Annotated in this window: 16 protein-coding genes and 1 pseudogene; 8 read left to right on the forward strand and 9 right to left on the reverse strand. The window is 72.9% G+C overall.

Annotated elements, in window-relative coordinates; all coding sequences use genetic code 11:
• On the forward strand, positions 1–617 hold a 617-nt coding region (locus tag IE263_RS45095; protein WP_189943955.1), incomplete at its 5' end, for an alpha/beta hydrolase.
• A 33-nt stretch (positions 618–650) separates the two neighbouring features.
• Positions 651–1,196 (forward strand): annotated as a pseudogene (locus IE263_RS45100) (maleylpyruvate isomerase family mycothiol-dependent enzyme); the annotation flags it as partial.
• A 43-nt stretch (positions 1,197–1,239) separates the two neighbouring features.
• On the opposite strand, the gene IE263_RS45105 reads toward IE263_RS45100, so the two are convergent.
• Positions 1,240–1,632, reverse strand: coding sequence for a MarR family winged helix-turn-helix transcriptional regulator (locus tag IE263_RS45105; protein ID WP_189943956.1), 393 nt, complete (start codon positions 1,630–1,632; stop codon positions 1,240–1,242).
• Between the two features lie 85 nt (positions 1,633–1,717).
• Here IE263_RS45105 and IE263_RS45110 point away from each other — a divergent pair, with 85 nt between their 5' ends.
• Positions 1,718–3,226 carry an MFS transporter gene (locus tag IE263_RS45110; RefSeq protein ID WP_189943957.1) on the forward strand — a complete coding sequence of 503 codons (1,509 nt, stop codon included), beginning with the start codon at positions 1,718–1,720 and terminating at the stop codon, positions 3,224–3,226.
• A gap of 71 nt (positions 3,227–3,297) precedes the next feature.
• Positions 3,298–3,582: a DUF6332 family protein gene (locus IE263_RS45115; RefSeq protein ID WP_189943958.1), complete on the forward strand. Its 285-nt coding sequence runs from the start codon at positions 3,298–3,300 to the stop codon at positions 3,580–3,582.
• Here the strand turns inward: IE263_RS45115 and IE263_RS45120 are convergent.
• The 4 genes from IE263_RS45120 to IE263_RS45135 form a co-directional block, all read right to left on the reverse strand.
• Positions 3,543–4,208 (reverse strand): response regulator transcription factor, encoded by a 666-nt coding sequence (locus IE263_RS45120; RefSeq protein ID WP_189943959.1) that lies wholly within the window; start codon positions 4,206–4,208, stop codon positions 3,543–3,545. The genes IE263_RS45115 and IE263_RS45120 overlap by 40 nt on opposite strands.
• The gene (locus IE263_RS45125) at positions 4,205–5,437 is read right to left on the reverse strand and encodes a sensor histidine kinase (protein WP_189943960.1); all 1,233 of its coding nucleotides are present in this window, start codon (positions 5,435–5,437) and stop codon (positions 4,205–4,207) included. Before IE263_RS45125 ends, IE263_RS45120 begins: the two co-directional genes overlap by 4 nt.
• Before the next feature lie 231 nt (positions 5,438–5,668).
• Entirely contained in the window at positions 5,669–7,288 is a 1,620-nt protein-coding gene (locus IE263_RS45130) for an alpha/beta hydrolase (RefSeq protein WP_189943961.1), read from the reverse strand.
• Between the two features lie 207 nt (positions 7,289–7,495).
• Positions 7,496–8,188, reverse strand: coding sequence for a TetR/AcrR family transcriptional regulator (locus tag IE263_RS45135; RefSeq protein ID WP_189943962.1), 693 nt, complete (start codon positions 8,186–8,188; stop codon positions 7,496–7,498).
• A gap of 152 nt (positions 8,189–8,340) precedes the next feature.
• Here IE263_RS45135 and IE263_RS45140 point away from each other — a divergent pair, with 152 nt between their 5' ends.
• Complete coding sequence (locus tag IE263_RS45140; protein ID WP_189943963.1) at positions 8,341–8,796, forward strand: nitroreductase family deazaflavin-dependent oxidoreductase; 456 nt, start codon at positions 8,341–8,343, stop codon at positions 8,794–8,796.
• Positions 8,797–8,813: 17 nt separating this feature from the next.
• Here IE263_RS45140 and IE263_RS45145 read toward each other — a convergent pair whose 3' ends face one another.
• On the reverse strand, positions 8,814–10,052 hold the full coding sequence (locus IE263_RS45145; protein ID WP_189943964.1) for a geranylgeranyl reductase family protein: 1,239 nt from the start codon (positions 10,050–10,052) through the stop codon (positions 8,814–8,816).
• 134 nt (positions 10,053–10,186) lie between these two features.
• Here IE263_RS45145 and IE263_RS45150 point away from each other — a divergent pair, with 134 nt between their 5' ends.
• From IE263_RS45150 to IE263_RS45160, 3 genes are all read left to right on the forward strand, one after another.
• The gene (locus IE263_RS45150; RefSeq protein ID WP_189943965.1) at positions 10,187–11,542 is read left to right on the forward strand and encodes a dipeptidase; all 1,356 of its coding nucleotides are present in this window, start codon (positions 10,187–10,189) and stop codon (positions 11,540–11,542) included.
• A 65-nt stretch (positions 11,543–11,607) separates the two neighbouring features.
• Positions 11,608–12,324 (forward strand): MBL fold metallo-hydrolase, encoded by a 717-nt coding sequence (locus IE263_RS45155; protein ID WP_189943966.1) that lies wholly within the window; start codon positions 11,608–11,610, stop codon positions 12,322–12,324.
• 11 nt (positions 12,325–12,335) lie between these two features.
• Positions 12,336–13,430, forward strand: coding sequence for a protein kinase family protein (locus IE263_RS45160; protein WP_189943967.1), 1,095 nt, complete (start codon positions 12,336–12,338; stop codon positions 13,428–13,430).
• On the opposite strand, the gene IE263_RS45165 is transcribed toward IE263_RS45160, so the two are convergent.
• The 3 genes from IE263_RS45165 to IE263_RS45175 all read right to left on the reverse strand — a co-directional run bounded on the left by IE263_RS45165 (position 13,400) and on the right by IE263_RS45175 (position 15,998).
• Complete coding sequence (locus IE263_RS45165; protein WP_189943968.1) at positions 13,400–14,443, reverse strand: NUDIX hydrolase; 1,044 nt, start codon at positions 14,441–14,443, stop codon at positions 13,400–13,402. The genes IE263_RS45160 and IE263_RS45165 overlap by 31 nt on opposite strands.
• Before the next feature lie 141 nt (positions 14,444–14,584).
• Complete coding sequence (locus IE263_RS45170; RefSeq protein ID WP_189943969.1) at positions 14,585–14,782, reverse strand: hypothetical protein; 198 nt, start codon at positions 14,780–14,782, stop codon at positions 14,585–14,587.
• Positions 14,783–15,044: 262 nt separating this feature from the next.
• Entirely contained in the window at positions 15,045–15,998 is a 954-nt protein-coding gene (locus tag IE263_RS45175) for an ROK family protein (RefSeq protein WP_189943970.1), read from the reverse strand.
• Positions 15,999–16,142: the final 144 nt, after the last annotated feature.

Below are 16,142 nucleotides of genomic sequence, written 5' to 3' on the forward strand. Positions count from 1 at the left end.
TCCCCGAGTACGACCTCTCACCCGAGGCCCGCTACCCGGTCGCCATCGAGCAGAACTACGCCGTCGCCCGGTGGATCGTCGACCAGGGCGCGTCCAAGAACCTGGACGCCACTCGCATCGCCGTCGCCGGCGACTCCGTCGGCGGCAACATGAGCGCCGCGCTGACCCTGATGGCCAAGGAACGCGGTGACGTGCCACTCGTCCAGCAGGTCCTCTTCTACCCGGTGACCGACGCGAACTTCGACACGCCGTCCTACCACCAGTTCGCCACCGGCTACTTCCTGCGGCGCGATGCCATGCAGTGGTTCTGGGACCAGTACACGACCGACGAGACCGAGCGCGCCCAGATCACCGCGTCCCCGCTGCGCGCCACCACCGAGCAGCTCACCGGCCTGCCCCCGGCCCTGGTCATCACCGGTGAGGCCGACGTCCTGCGCGACGAGGGCGAGGCGTACGCCAACAAGCTGCGCGAAGCCGGCGTCCCCGTCACCGCCGTCCGCTATCAGGGCATCATCCACGACTTCGTGATGCTCAACGCCCTGCGCTCCACCCACGCCGCCGAAGCCGCCATCACCCAGGCCGTCGGCACCCTGCGCACCGCCTTCGCCACCGCCTGACGCGGTCCCCTGAGCACTCCATCCGGCACACTCACCCGCCTCGACGGCACCGCACTGCTGGACTGGTTCCAGGAAGGGCACCGGAGGCTCGTCGACACGTTGTCCTCCGCCCCGCCGGACGTGGAGTGCTGGCACTTCCTGCCCGCGCCCTCGCCGCTCGCCTTCTGGGCCAGGCGGCAGGCGCACGAGACCGCCGTGCACCGCGCCGACGCGGAGTCGGCGCACGGTACGGCGCCCGAGGAGCTCGCCGCCGCCGTGCCCCGCGACTTCGCGGCGGACGGCGTCGACGAGCTGCTCCTCGCCTTCCATGCGCGAGCGAAGAGCAAGGTGCGCACCGAGACGCCCCGGGTCCTGCGGGTGCGGGCGACCGACACGGACGACGCCGTATGGACCGTGCGGCTGTCGCCGGAGCCGCCCGTAGCGGAGCGGGGCGGGACGAGGGACGCCGACTGCGAGGTGACGGGGCCGGTGGCGCAGCTCTACCTGGCGCTGTGGAACCGGCTGCCGTTCCCCGCCGTCACCGGGGACACCGCGCTCGCCGACCTGTGGCGGGAGAAGTCCGCCATCGTCCTGAGCTGATCGCCCTGAACCGGCGGTCGGGAGGCGCCAGTTCCCCCGGCCCTCACTTCGCGAGCATCCTCGACAGCACCGCGCGCTGCACCGGCAGCACCTCGCCGTGCAGCGCGCGCCCCTTGCCCGTGAGCCCCACCCGGACGCCCCTGCGGTCCTCGGCACACATACCGCGCTCGACGAGACCGTCCTTCTCCAGCCGGGCGATCAGCCGCGACAACGCGCTCTGGCTCAGATGGACCCGGTCGGCGATCTCCTGGACGCGGAGACTGCACGAGCCGTCCGGCGGGGCTCCCCCGGCGAGGACGTCGAGCACCTCGAAGTCACTGGCGCACAGGCCGTGGTGGTGCAGCGCGCGGTCGAGTTCGCACTGGGTGCGCGCATGCAGCGCCAGGATGTCCCGCCACTGTTCCACGAGCGCCTGCTCGGCCTTCTTCGCCGCCATGGCCGCACCGTAGCAGAGAACCGAATTTATTGCACCGGAATTAAATGCGTTTGCATTCGATGCATGCGCATGTAGTGTCTTCGGCATGACCTCTCCGCTCTCCTCCCCCGCGTCCCCTCTCTCGGAGGTTCGCTGGACCCCGCGGCTGTGGGGCACTCTGCTGGTGCTCTGCGCCGCGATGTTCCTGGACGCGCTGGATGTGTCGATGGTCGGCGTCGCCCTGCCGTCCATCGGCTCCGACCTCGACCTGTCCACCTCGACACTGCAATGGATCGTCAGCGGCTACATCCTGGGCTACGGCGGTCTGCTGCTCCTCGGCGGCCGCACCGCCGACCTGCTCGGCCGCCGTCAGGTGTTCCTGGTCGCCCTGGCCGTGTTCGCGCTCGCCTCGCTGCTCGGCGGGCTCGTCGACTCCGGTCCGCTGCTGATCGCCAGCCGGTTCATCAAGGGCCTGAGCGCGGCCTTCACGGCCCCGGCGGGCCTGTCGATCATCACCACGACGTTCCCGGAGGGCCCGCTGCGCAACCGCGCGCTCTCCATCTACACCACCTGCGCCGCCACCGGCTTCTCGATGGGCCTGGTCCTCTCCGGCCTGCTCACGGAGGCCAGTTGGCGCCTCACCATGCTGCTGCCCGCGCCGATCGCCCTGATCGCCCTGCTGGCGGGCCTGAAGCTGCTGCCGCGCAGCGAACGCGAGAAGGGACACACGGGCTACGACATCCCGGGCGCCGTCCTCGGCACCGCGTCGATGCTGCTGCTGGTCTTCACCGTCGTCCAGGCGCCGGAGGTCGGCTGGGCGTCCGCCCGCACGCTGCTGTCCTTCCTCGCCGTCGCCGCCCTGCTGACCGTGTTCGTCCTCGTCGAACGGCGCTCGGCCGGCCCGCTCATCCGGCTCGGCGTGCTGCGCTCCGGCAGCCAGATCCGCGCCCAGCTCGGCGCAATGACCTTCTTCGGCTCCTACGTCGGCTTCCAGTTCCTGGCGACGCTCTACATGCAGACACTGCTGGGCTGGTCGGCGCTGCACACGGCGCTCGCCTTCCTGCCGGCGGGCGCACTGGTGGCGCTGTCCTCGACCAAGGTGGGCTCGATCGTGGACCGGTTCGGCACCCCGCGGCTGATCGCGGTGGGCTTCGCCCTCATGGTGGTCGGGTACGCGCTGTTCCTGCGCGTCGACCTGGACCCGGTGTACGCGGCCGTGATCCTGCCCAGCATGCTGCTCATCGGCGCGGCCTGCGCGCTGGTCTTCCCCTCGCTCAACATCCAGGCCACCAACGGCGTGGAGGACCACGAGCAGGGCATGGTCTCGGGCCTGCTGAACACCTCGGTGCAGGTGGGCGGCGCGATCTTCCTGGCCGTGGTGACGGCGGTGGTGACCGCGGGCACCCCGGCCGATCCCACCCCGCAGGCCGTCCTCGACAGCTACCGGCCCGGCCTGACGGTGGTCACCGGGATCGCCGCCCTGGGGCTCCTGATCACCCTGACCGGCCTGCGCGCGCGGCGCGCGGGACAGTCGGTGGTGATCGCCCAGTCCACCGAGCCCACCAAGTCCACCCTGGAGGAGGCGAACGCGGAGCGGGTACCGGTCCGCGACTAGGGGGACGCCTCCGAAACGTGCGCCCGGCGGGTTGGTTGCCCCGCCGGGCGCACGCCTGTGAGACTCGCGGTATGAGCGGTTACGGGGGCCGGCGCACACAGGCGCAGCGGGACGCGATCACCGTCGAGATCGGGTACGCGCTGTGCAGCGCGGCCTTCGCGGCGGCGGTGCTCTTCGGGGCGGTCGCCGGCCCGGCGTTGCTGTTCCGGCTCCCGGACGTGTTCGAGACGTCGCTGCTCCGGACGGGGCTGGCGCTCGCGCCCCTGATGTTCGTGGCGCGGGTGGTGAGCGTGCTGGGCCGTTTCCGCGGGCGGGCTCAGCCCAGCCAGCCCGGTCGCACCAACCCCGACTCGTAAGCGAGCACGACCAGTTGGGCTCGGTCCCGCGCGCCCAGCTTGACCATCGTGCGGCTGACGTGGGTCTTGGCCGTGAGGGGGCTGACGACCAGTCGGCGGGCGATCTCCTCGTTGGAGAGGCCGATCCCGACCAACGCCATCACCTCCCGCTCCCGCTCCGTGAGCCGGGCCAACTCCGCTGCGGCCGCGGGCTCCTTGGAGCGGGCGGCGAACTCTGCGATCAGCCGGCGCGTCACGCCCGGCGAGAGCAGCGCGTCGCCCGCCACCACCGCCCGTACGGCGCGCAGGAGTTCGTCCGGCTCGGTGTCCTTCACGAGGAAGCCGGAGGCACCCGAGCGGATGGCCTCGAAGACGTACTCGTCGAGTTCGAAGGTGGTGAGCATGACCACCTTCACCTCGGTGAGCGCCTCGTCCTCGGTGATACGACGGGTGGCGGCCAGCCCGTCGAGCAGGGGCATGCGGATGTCCATCAGCACGACGTCGGGCCGCAGTTCGCGCACCTTGCGCAACGCCTCGTCACCGTCGGCGGCCTCCCCGACCACCTCGATGTCGGGCTGCGCGTCCAGCAACGCCCGGAACCCCGCCCGGACCAGCGACTGGTCGTCGGCGAGCAGTACGCGGATCACCGGTCCTCCCTGACCTCGGTCGGCAGTACGGCGAGCACCCGGAAACCACCGTCGTCCCGCGGCCCTGCCTCGATCGTGCCACCCAGGGCCGCGGCCCGTTCCCGCATTCCCGCGAGGCCGTTGCCGCTGCCACCCGCGTCGGCGTGGGCCGCCGGCCCGTCGTCGTCGATCCGCAGCCGCAGCGTCCCGCCCGCCTCGTCGAGGTGCACGCGCGCGTGCCGCGATCCCGAGTGCCGTACGACGTTGGTGAGGGCCTCCTGCACGATGCGGAACGCGGCGAGGTCCGTGCCGGGCGGCAGCCGGGGCGGCTCCCCCGTCACCTCGACGGTCAGGCCCGCACGCGCCGCCTGCTCCACCAGTTCGGGCAGCCGGTCCAGGCCGGGCGCCGGAGCGCGCGGCGCGTCTCCCGGCGTGCGGAGGGTGTCGAGCACCTGGCGCACCTCGCCCAGCGCCTCCTTGCTGGCCGACTTGATGGTGGTGAGCGCGGTACGCGCCTGCTCCGGGTCGGCGTCGAGGAGCGCGAGGCCGACGCCCGCCTGGACGTTGATGACCGAGAGGCTGTGGGCGAGGACGTCGTGCAGTTCGCGGGCGATGCGCAGCCGCTCCTCGTCGGCGCGCCGCCGGGCGGCCTGGGCGCGCTCGGCCCGCTCCCGGGCCCACTGCTCACGCCGGGCCCTGGCCAGCTCCGACACGGCCAGGATCGCCACCACCCAGGCCGCGACCACACCCTCCTGCGCCCACGCGGCGGCCGGGTCCCCGGACGGTGGCAGCCACCGGTACAGCCAGTGCGCGACCAGCAGGTGCACGGCCCACAGCAGGCCCAGGGCCGTCCAGGCGGCCTGTCGGTGCCCCGCGACGACGGCCGCGAAGCAGGCCACGGCGACGGTCAGGAGGACCGGACCGTACGGGTAGCCGGCGCCCAGGTAGAGCGCGGTGGCCGCGGCCGTACCGAACACGACGTGCACGGGATGCCGGTGCCGCCACAGCAGCGAAGCGGCGGCGACGAGCAGCAGCACCCGCGCGAACGGGTCGAGGGCCGCCCGCTCGCCCTGCTGCTCGTGGGCGGCGAAGTTCGAGCCGACGAGGACGAAGACCGTGAGCAGGAGGGTGGACCGCCAGGGCCACCGGCTGCCCGGCCGTTCGGACTCCTCCCAGGGGCCCGGCCACGGCGGCCCGTGCCGCCACCACCGGGCGGGCCCACCCCGTGCACGTACCCGCTCCACGTCCATGTCCGCCACGCTAGACGCCCCGGCCCGCCAGGGACGTCCGCCGGGCGAGGTGACCGCGCGTACTCCCGGGGAAGTACACCTGGTGGGGCCGCCGATGCCTCGGTCGCCCGGTCCCGGCCGGGAGACCGGGACCGCGCTCACCGGGCCCCGGTCAGGAGGAGGTGTCGGTCCCGCTGAAGGCAGGCGAGGCCGGCGGCCGCCGGCCCGCGACCGCCACCACCGCAGGGTGCTTCACGACGCCGCCGTCCCACCCCCGCCGGTGGCGACGCCACCGCGCGGCTCGGGCGCCGAGAAGGGCGGAGCGTCCGGCTCGCACGACGTTCCCGGCGGCGGGAGGACGCCGTCGAGGAGGTAGTGGCTCACGTGGTCGTTGACGCACCTGCTGGGGTTGTTCAGCGCGGTGTGTCCGTACCCGTGGTTGGTCAGCAGCCGGGCGTCGGCCAGGATCTCGGACATCGCCTGGGCGCCCGCGTACGGGGTGGAGGGGTCGTAGGTGGTGCCGACCACCAGCACCGGGTGCGCCGTCGGCCTGTTCCACGGTCCTGCGTACCGGTCGGCGGGCTCCGCCGGCCAGGTGGAGCACGGCCCCGTGGCCCACGTCCAGTAGCGCGCCGCGTCGCCGGAACGCGCGGCGGCGGCCTCCTCGAGCGCGTGGAAGACGCCGGGCTCCCGCGGATTGGGGCTGTCGCCGCAGAGCACGGCGGCCGCCTGTTCCTCGCCCAGGTACGGCACGGGGACCGGGGGCGCCGAGGCGGGCGTGGCGGGCGCCGCCGGGAGGCGCCCCTGCCACAGCTCCTGAAGCCGGACGGCCAGGTCCGTCCATCCCGGGTGGACGATGTACAGACTGTTCACGGCGTCCGCCACGGTCCGGGCGTAGGTCCACGACTCCACGGGACGCTCCCGCATGCGCTGGGTCAGCTTGTCGAACTTGTCCCGGGTGGCCTGCGGGTTGCCGGCCGAGAAGGCGCAGCGCGCGACGGTGGCGGATCCGCACAGGGACAGGAACCGGTCCAGGGTCGCGGCCGCCGAACGGTCCGATCCGATGCGCAGGAAGGTGGTGAGCCGTGCCTGTTTCGACGTGTCGTTCGTCCATGCGTTCGGGTCGACGTTGCTGTCGAGCACCATGGCACGAACGTTGTCCGGGTAGAGGTTGGCGTAGGTGGCGCCGAGGTACGTGCCGTAGGAGATCCCGAGGTAGGTGAGGCGCGGCTCACCCACCGACCGGCGGAGCTGGTCGAGGTCGCGGGCGGTGTCGGCCGTCGAGACGTGGCGCAGGAGCTTCGGGTCACGCCGCTCGCAGGCCCGGCCCAGCTCCCGGTAGGAGTCGATCCACGTCTTCCGCTCCCGCTCGCCCACCGGGAACCCGGCCGGATGGCTCGCGCTCCAGGCCTCGGCCTCTTTCGCGCTGTCGAAGCAGTTGACCGCTGTGCTGTGGCCGATCCCTCGCGGGTCCCAGCTGACGATGTCGAAACGCTCCCGAACCTCTTGCGGGAAGAGGTCGTACGTCTGAGGCATCTGGACGGACCCGGGCCCGCCGGGGCCGCCGGGGTTGAAGAACAGGGTGCCGATGCGCCGCCCGGGGCCGGTCGCCTTCCGCTTCACCACGGTGAGTTCGATGGTGCGCCCGCCGGGGTCCGCGTAGTCCAGCGGCACGGTCGCCGTCGAGCAGTCGTACCGCCCGTCCTGAACGCAGGGCTCCCAGTCCAGCTTCGGCGCGGGCGTCGCGGGGGCAGGCCCCCCGTCCGCCGCGGCCGGCGGGGGCCCGGTCAGCGCCGTCGAGCAGGTCAGGACCACGGTGGCGACCGCGGCACATGTCCTCCGGCGGCCGGCTATGGGACCAGTTGTTCGCATGCCACGTCCTTTCACGGCCGAGCGCCCGACGCCGCTCGGACACCGGCGGCCGGCGCGCATCCGTGACCACCAGACCGCGCCCGGACCTCACCCGCGAGTCGGCCGCACCCGAATGAGCGGCCCGGCCCGCCCGGCGCGGCACCCCCGTCCGGCACCCGCCCGGTGCGGCCCCGTCACGTGCAGCCGGCCTGCTCCACAGGGCACTCCCTAGCCCAGTCCCACCCCGTGGGCGAGCCGCGTCACCGCGTGGCGGAAGAACGGCGCGCGCTCCTCCACCAACCGGTTGAACTGGCCGAACACCTCGAACCCGACCAGCCCGTACAGCTGGGACCAGGCAGCGACCAGCACCGTGACCACCTCCGGGGACAGGTCGGGGGCGAGGTCGGCCGTGATCCGCTCGGCCTCGGAGCGCAGTTCGGCGGGCAGCGGCGGTTCGACGGGCCGTGTCTGCCCCTGCTGCGCGTCCCGCACGATGCCGATGAGGAGGATGCCGACGCGGGCGGCGGCGGGGACCGTCGTCCGGGGTGCGCTGTAGCCCGGCACCGGAGAGCCGTAGATCAGCGCGTACTCGTGCGGATGCGCCAGCGCCCAGTCCCGTACGGCCTCGCAGACCGCGACCCAGCGCCGGAGGGGGACGGCGTCCGCGACGGCGGCGTGCGCGGCCTCCGCGCTCGCGCCCAGGGAGTCGTAGGCGTCGATGATGAGCGCGGTGAGGAGGTCGTCGCGGCTCGGGAAGTAGCGGTACAGCGCGGAGGAGACCATGCCGAGCTCACGGGCCACCGCCCGCAGGGAGAGCTTGGCGGCGCCCTCGGCCGCGAGCTGTCTGCGCGCCTCTTCCTTGATGGCGGCGGTGACTTCGATCCTGGCGCGGGCGCGAGCCCCTCGTGCGGTGCTGCTCATGGGCGTCAGTGTCCCACGAGAGCGGAGCAGTGCACACATTCGAGAGCAGTGAACAAAAAAGAGAGCACTGCTCTTGCTCTGGGTCACTGATCCGATGCAGACTTGCCGCGAGGAAAGCGAGAGCAGTGCTCACACTTCAGGAGGAGGCAGCCATGTCCACCCACGTCCAGAAGCCCGGTTGGTTCACCGTCAACGTCTTCAACCGTGCCGTCGCCTGGCTGACCCGCCGGGGCCTCAGCGTGTGGGGGTCGCGGGTGCTGGCGGTCCGCGGACGCAAGAGCGGTCAGTGGCGGACCACGCCGGTGAACCTGCTGACGGTGGGCGGACAGCACTACCTGGTCGCCCCGCGCGGCCACGTCCAGTGGACGCACAACATGCGCGCGGCCGGTGGCGGTGAACTGCACCTGGGCAGGACGGTGGAGGAGTTCACCGCGGTCGAGGTCGGCGACGACGAGAAGGTGCCGCTGCTGCGCGCCTACCTCAAGCGCTGGAAGGCCGAAGTCGGGGTCTTCTTCAACGGCGTCGGCCCGGACTCCGCCGACGCCGACCTGCGCCGTGTCGCCCCCGACCACCCGGTGTTCCGGATCACCGTCACCAACCGGCGGTGAGCACCGCCGTGGGCCGGTCAGGAACCGGAATCGGCGTCCTCCCCCGTCTGACGGCGGTCCATCACCATCAGCGCCCGCTGGGCCAGCGGACGCGTGCGGACGATCTCGCCGAGCGTCGTCCGGCCGCGGGTGATGTCCGTGAACGCCCGCCAGGCCGGGCGGAAGCCGGTGAGGGCCGCGTGGAACAGGCCCGGTCGGCGCTCGAAGGCGACGAGCAGCCGCTTGCCGACGCTCATCTCGACACCGAGTCCGGCCTTGATCGCGAAGGCGTAGTTCAGCGCCTGGCGGCGGGTGTCCACCGCGTCGTGCGCCTCCGCGATGCGGACCGCCCACTCGCCCGCGAGCCGGCCCGAGCGCAGGGCGAAGGAGATGCCCTCGCGGGTCCACGGCTCCAGCAGACCCGCCGCGTCCCCGCAGACCAGCACGCGCCCGCGGGAGAGCGGGGAGTCGTCGGCGCGGCAGCGCGTCAAGTGACCTGAGGAGATGCTCGGTTCGAAGCCGGCGAGGCCGAGCCGCCCGACGAAGTCCTCCAAGTACCGCTTGGTGGCGGCGCCCTCACCGCGCGCCGAGATCACACCGACCGTCAGTGTGTCGCCCTTGGGGAACACCCAGCCGTAACTGCCGGGCATCGGGCCCCAGTCGATGAGCACCCGCCCCTTCCAGTCCTCGGCGACCGTCTCCGGCACCGGGATCTCCGCCTCCAGGCCGAGGTCCACCTGGTCGAGTTTCACCCCGACGTGTGCTCCTATGCGGCTGGCGCTGCCGTCGGCGCCCACGACCGCGCGCGCGAGCAGCGTCTCGCCGCCCTGCAGGACGACGGCGACCGTCCGCCGGTCGGGCACGGCCGAGCCGTGCTGCTCGACCCGCTGCACGGTGACGCCCGTCCGCAGCTCGGCGCCCGCCTTCTGGGCGTGCTCGACGAGCTGCTGGTCGAACTCGGGCCGGTTGATGAGCCCGAACAGCATCTGGCGGGAGCGGCGGGTGCGGGTGAAGCGCCCGTTGTTCGAGAACGTCACCGCGTGCACCCGGTCCCGCAGGGGCAGCTCGAAACCGGGGGGCAGCGCGTCGCGCGAGGGGCCGATGATGCCGCCGCCGCACGTCTTGTAGCGGGGCAGCTCCGCCTTCTCCAGCAACAGCACGCGCCGCCCCGTGACCGCCGCCGCGTAGGCGGCCGAAGCCCCCGCGGGTCCCGCGCCCACCACGACGACGTCCCACACCTGCCGCACGTCGTCCGCCGAAGAGTTCTCGCTGCTCACGATGGTCTACTGCTCCCGATCAAGCCGCCTGCCGCACCTGTCCCCCGCATCCTACGACCGAGATCGCCACGGCCCGCTGTGGGAGGATCGACGGCACTCATCGGTACAACGTCGCACCCACAAGGAGCGTGCCCATGTCGTCGAATCCGGTCGCCGAGACCGTCGCCTCGCTCATGCCCAGGGCGAAGGCGGAGCTCACCGAGCTGGTGGCCTTCAAGTCGGTGGCGGACTTCGACCAGTTCCCGAGGAGCGAGAGCGAGGCCGCTGCGAACTGGATAACGGCCGCGCTGCGCGCCGAGGGCTTCCAGGACGTGGCCCTGCTCGACACCCCGGACGGGACGCAGTCGGTGTACGGCTGCCTGCCCGGGCCCGCGGGCGCCAAGACCGTCCTGCTCTACGCCCACTACGACGTGCAGCCGCCGCTGGACGAGGCCGGCTGGATCACCCCGCCCTTCGAGCTGACCGAACGCGACGGCCGCTGGTACGGGCGCGGCACCGCCGACTGCAAGGGCGGCTTCATCATGCACCTGCTCGCCCTGCGCGCCCTCAAGGCGAACGGCGGGGTCCCGGTCCACGTGAAGGTGATCGTCGAGGGTTCGGAGGAGCAGGGCACGGGCGGCCTGGAGCGCTACGCCGAGCAGCACCCCGAACTGCTCGAGGCCGACACCATCGTCATCGGCGACGCGGGCAACTTCCGCGTCGGCCTGCCCACCGTCACCTCCACCCTGCGCGGCATGACCATGATGCGGGTGCGCATCGACACGCTGGAGGGCAACCTGCACTCCGGCCAGTTCGGCGGCGCCGCCCCCGACGCGCTGGGTGCGCTGATCCGCGTGCTGGACTCGCTGCGCGCCGAGGATGGTTCGACGACCGTCGACGGGCTGACCGACGGCGCGGCCTGGGAGGGCCTGCAGTACGACGAGGAGCAGTTCCGCCGGGACGCCAAGGTCCTGGACGGCGTCGGCCTGATCGGCTCCGGTACGGTCGCCGACCGGATCTGGGCGCGCCCGGCCGTGACGGTCCTCGGCATCGACTGCCCGCCGGTCGTCGGCGCGACCCCGTCCGTGCAGGCCAGTGCGCGTGCGCTGATCAGCCTGCGGGTGCCGCCGGGCAGGGACGTGGCCGAGGCGACCAAGCTGCTCCAGGCCCACCTGGAGGCGCACACGCCGTGGGGTGCGCGGGTGCAGACCGAGCAGATCGGTCAGGGCCAGCCGTTCAGCGCCGACACCGCGAGCCCCGCGTACGCGGCGATGGCCGAGGCGATGGCGGTGGCCTACCCGGGCCGGGAGATGCAGTACGCCGGCCAGGGCGGCTCCATCCCGCTGTGCAACACCCTCGCCGCCCTCTACCCGCAGGCGGAGATCCTCCTCATCGGACTGAGCGAGCCGGAGGCCCAGATCCACGCGGTCAACGAGAGCGTGTCTCCGGAGGAGCTGGAGCGCCTGTCGGTGGCGGAGGCCCTGTTCCTGCGCACGTACGCGGGGAGCTGAGCCACCGGCTCTGCCGTCAGCAGAGGGCCTCGTCCCACGGGCGGGGCCCTCTCTACGGTCGTCCCATGGACGTCGTCGAACTCCTCCCCCGCCTCCATCTCCTGCGCTTCCCGGTCGGTCAGGCCTGTCTCTGGCGCGACGGCGAGGAGCTGACGCTCGTCGACGCCGGACCGCCCGGCTCCGGCGGGGCGATCGCCGACGCGGTCGCCGCCCTGGGGCACGCTCCCGAGGCCGTACGGCGTGTCGTGCTCACCCACTTCCACGAGGACCACGCGGGCGGCGCGGCCGAGTTCGCGTCCCGGACCGGTGCGGAGGTGCTGGCGCACGCGGCGGATGCGGCCGTGGTGCGGGGTGAGGTACCCGGCCCGCCGCCGGAGTTGGAGGACTGGGAACGACCGTTGCACGCGGCCGCCCTCCAGCAGCTCCCGAAGGGGGACTTCGACCGTCCGAAAGTGATCACCGAGCTGGCCGACGGCGACGTCCTCGACTTCGGCGACGGCGCACGCGTGATCCACGTGCCCGGCCACACCCACGGCAGCATCGCGCTGCAACTCCCCCATCACGGCGTGCTGTTCACGGGTGACACGGTGGCCGCCTCGCCCGTCGACGGCACGGTCGTGCCGGGCGTGTTCAACCTCGACCGCCCCCTGGTCCTCGCCGCCTTCCAGCGGCTGGCCGCTCTCGACACGGACCTGGCGTGTTTCGGCCACGGCGACCCGGTCACCGAGCGCGCCTCGGCGGTCCTGCGCGAAGCGGCGGACAAGTGCCGCGCCGCGCACTGATGATGGGGATCATGGCCCCCGCCTCACACCTCACCGCACGCCTCACCGCCCACCACGCCCTCGCCACCACCCTCGACCTCCTCAGCGACCGCGAGCTGGCGGACCTGGTGACGTCCGGGACCCCGCTGGGCACCGGCGTCGGCGGCCAGGTGCTGCGTGTCGACGTCGACGGAGAGCCGGTCTTCGTGAAACGGATCCGGCTCACCGACACCGAACTGCGCCCCGAACACACCCGCTCCACCGCGAACCTCTTCGACCTGCCGCCCGTCTGCCACTACGGCTTCGGCGACATCGCCGGCCCTGGCCTCGGCGCCTGGCGGGAGCTCGCGGTGCACGCGATGACCACGCGCTGGGTGCTCGCGGGCGGCTTCCCCGGCTTTCCGCTCACCCACCACTGGCGGGTGCTGCCCGCCGAACCCCAGCCGCTGTACGAGGACTTGGCGGACGTGGACCGTGCGGTGGCGTACTGGGGCGGGAGTCCGGGCCTGCGGGCACGGATCGAGGAACTGCGCTCGGCGTCGGCGAGCCTGACGCTGTTCCTGGAGTACCTGCCGACCACCCTCCACGACTGGCTGGCCGAAAAGCTCCGCACGGACGAGGCGGACGCCGCCTGTGCCCTGGTGGAAGAGGAGTTGACGAGCCTGACCGCCTTCCTCCGCGACGCACACCTCCTGCACTTCGACGCCCACTTCCGCAACATCCTCACGGACGGACGCCGCCTCTACCTCGCGGACCACGGCCTGGCGCTCTCCCCCCGCTTCCAGGTCACCGCGGCGGAAAGGGACTTCATCGACCGGCACCGAGGCTATGACCGCGCCTACACCCTCACCTACCTGGTGCAGTGGCTGGCCACCGACCTGTACGGATACCACGACGAGGAACGCGCGGCCTTCGTGCGCGCCTGCGCCGAGGGCCTGCGCCCGGAGGGGATCCCGGACGGTGCCGCCGCCCTCCTCACCCGCCACGCACGGGTCGCCACCGTGATGACCGACTTCCAGCGACGGCTGCGCAAGGAGAGCAGGTCGACGCCGTATCCGGCGGAGGAGCTGCGCCGCGCCTCGGCCTCGTCGGAGGGTCACCCGACCGGGATCCCGGCCTCCAAGTAGAGCGCGGATCCCCGCTCGCGCGCACGCAACGCCCAGCGCAGCCGCTCGTAGCGCACCGGCGGCAGCAGGTGGGCCGCCTCCTCCTCGGTGACGAAGCGCCAGGCCCGCAGTTCGGGCCCGGGCAGCAGCACTCCCGCGGCGGCGGCGGAGTCGAGCCGGCCGCCGTCGAAGAGGAGACGCAGCCCGCCGTATCCGGGAGGCGTCGGCCGCTCCCAGTCGACGACGAGCAGCCGGGGTACGTCCTCGAGCCGGACGCCGGTCTCCTCCTCGACCTCGCGCATGCCCGCGCGCGCGGGCGCCTCGCCCGGCTCCACGACACCGCCGGGGAACTCCCAGCCGGGCTTGTAGGTCGGGTCGACGAGCAGCACCCGGTCGTGTTCGTCGAAGAGCAGCACCCCGGCGGCCAGCGTCTCGGCGGTGGGCTCGGGGGTCTGCACGATGTCGCAGGCGGCCACGTCGCCGCTGCCGACGGCCTCCGCTATGCGGACGGCGGTCTCGTACGGGGTGAGGTCGCTGGTGTCGACCGGGTGGGCGTCACCGGTGAGCCAGGCGGCGAGGGCGGCCCGGTACGGCTCGATGTGGTCGTACGACCACTGCCGTACGCGCATCTCGCCGTCGGGGAGGTCGGGCGGGATCTCCCGCTTGGCTATTCGCTCACGCAGGATCGTTTCGGCCGGGGCGAGGAGCACATGGCGGACGGGAATCCGGCGGGCGGCGAGGCCGCCGAAGATCTCGTCGCGGTATTCCTGGCGCAGCAGGGTCATGGGGACGACGAGGGTGCCGCCGAGCTCGCCGAGCAGCGCGGCCGCGGTGTCGATCACGAGTCGGCGCCAGATCGGCAGGTCCTGGTAGTCGCCGACCTCGGCGAGGTGTTTGGGCGGCAGCAGATACGGGAGCGCCGCGCCGACGACCTCGGGGTCGAAGAGCGTGCTGTTCGGGATCAGGTCGATCAGTTCCCGTGCGGTGGTCGTCTTCCCCGCACCGAACGCGCCGTTGATCCAGACGACGGTCACGTTTCCCCCTCTTCTGTTGGCCCCCTGTGGCTTGCCCGCTCCACCCTGCCACGGAAACCACCTCCCGTTGAGGGCGCGGAACGCCGTGGCGCCGGCCCCCTCGCGGTGGGGAACCGGCGCCACGGTCTCGTGCGGAATCCGTCAGTCGCTGTCGCCGCCCAGGGCGCCCTCGTCGACGGCCGGGCTGTTGTCGGCGACGGTCCGGTCGAGCGTGCTGAGGGTGTCTTCGACGTTCAGCCCGTCGAGGTCCTCACCGCCCAGGCCGTGCGAGGGGGTGATCGCCGCGACGACGAAGCCGGTGGCGAGGGAGGCGATGGCGAGCATGCTGCGCTTCTTCATGGCCGGTTCAACGCAGGAACGCGGCCCGGGGTCACGCGTTCCCGCCGGCGAGAGCCGCGTCGGGGATCAGTCCGCACACGGCGGCGCCGGGACATCGACTCCGTCGAGGTGGAGGCTTCGCGGGCGCGGCCGTGAGCTCCCTCCGGCCAGGCCGCACGGAGCCGTGCGCCCGTGCGCGGGCGGGACGTCCCACAGCCCCGACGGTGCCGTCGGGCGGAGCGGACGCGCCCCGGGCCCGCCTGAACGTTCCTCCAGAGCCCGGTCACACCCCCGCCGCCGTCACCCCCGCCCCGCTCGCCAGGGCCGCCGCGGCCGCCCCCACCAGCCCCGCGTCCGTGCCCATCTGCGCGGGCGTCACGGCGAGCCGCTGGACGAAGGACAGGGTCGCGTAGTCGGCGAGGAAGCGCCGCAGGGGCGCGAAGAGGACGTCGCCCGCCTTGCCCACGCCGCCGCCGATCACCGCGATGTCGATCTCGACGAGGGTCGCGGTGGCGGCGATGCCGGCGGCCAGCGCCTGGGCGGCACGCTCGAAGGAGGCCACGGCGACCGGGTCGCCCGCGCGGGCCGCGGCGGCCACCGCGGCCGCGGAGGTGTCGCCGTCGGGTCCGGGCCGCCAGCCGTTCTCCAGGGCGCGGCGGGCGACGTTGGGGCCGCTGGCGATGCGTTCCACACAGCCGCGCGCCCCGCACGGGCACGGATCGCCGTCAAGCTCGACGCTGATGTGGCCGATGTGGCCGGCGTTGCCGGTGGGGCCCGGGTGCAGGCGTCCGCCGAGGACCAGGCCTCCGCCGACGCCGGTGGAGACCACCATGCACAGGGCGTTGTCGTGGCCGCGGGCGGCGCCCTGCCAGTGCTCGGCCGCCGTGATCGCCACACCGTCGCCGATCAGCTCCACGGGCAGGTTCCCGGTGGTGGCCCGCACCCGGTCGACGAGGGGATAGTCACGCCAGCCGGGCACGTTCACCGGGCTCACCGTGCCGGCGGAGGCGTCCACCGGGCCCGCGCTGCCGATGCCGACGGCGTGGGCGCGCCCCCACAGCGGCGACGCCGTCAGCTCCTCCAGCACCTCCTCGACGGCCCGCATCACGGTGTCGCCGTCCTCCTGTGCGGGCGTGGGCCGCTGCGCGCGGACCAGGATCGTGCCGTCGCCGTCCACCAGCGCTCCGGCGATCTTGGTGCCGCCGATGTCGAGCGCGGCCACGAGGTCGGTGTGCATCAAAGTCTCGGTTCTCCCCGTCAACCATTGGAAACCATCGGAACCATCGGAACCATCGGAAAAAGCCTGGCCGGTCCAGCGGTGGGGGACGTGGGCCGGAGAGTGCGGTGGACAGTGTCTCCCGCATCTGACAACGTTGTCCAG

The organism is Streptomyces aurantiogriseus (assembly GCF_014649375.1).
Taxonomy (GTDB): Bacteria; Actinomycetota; Actinomycetes; order Streptomycetales; family Streptomycetaceae; genus Streptomyces; species Streptomyces aurantiogriseus.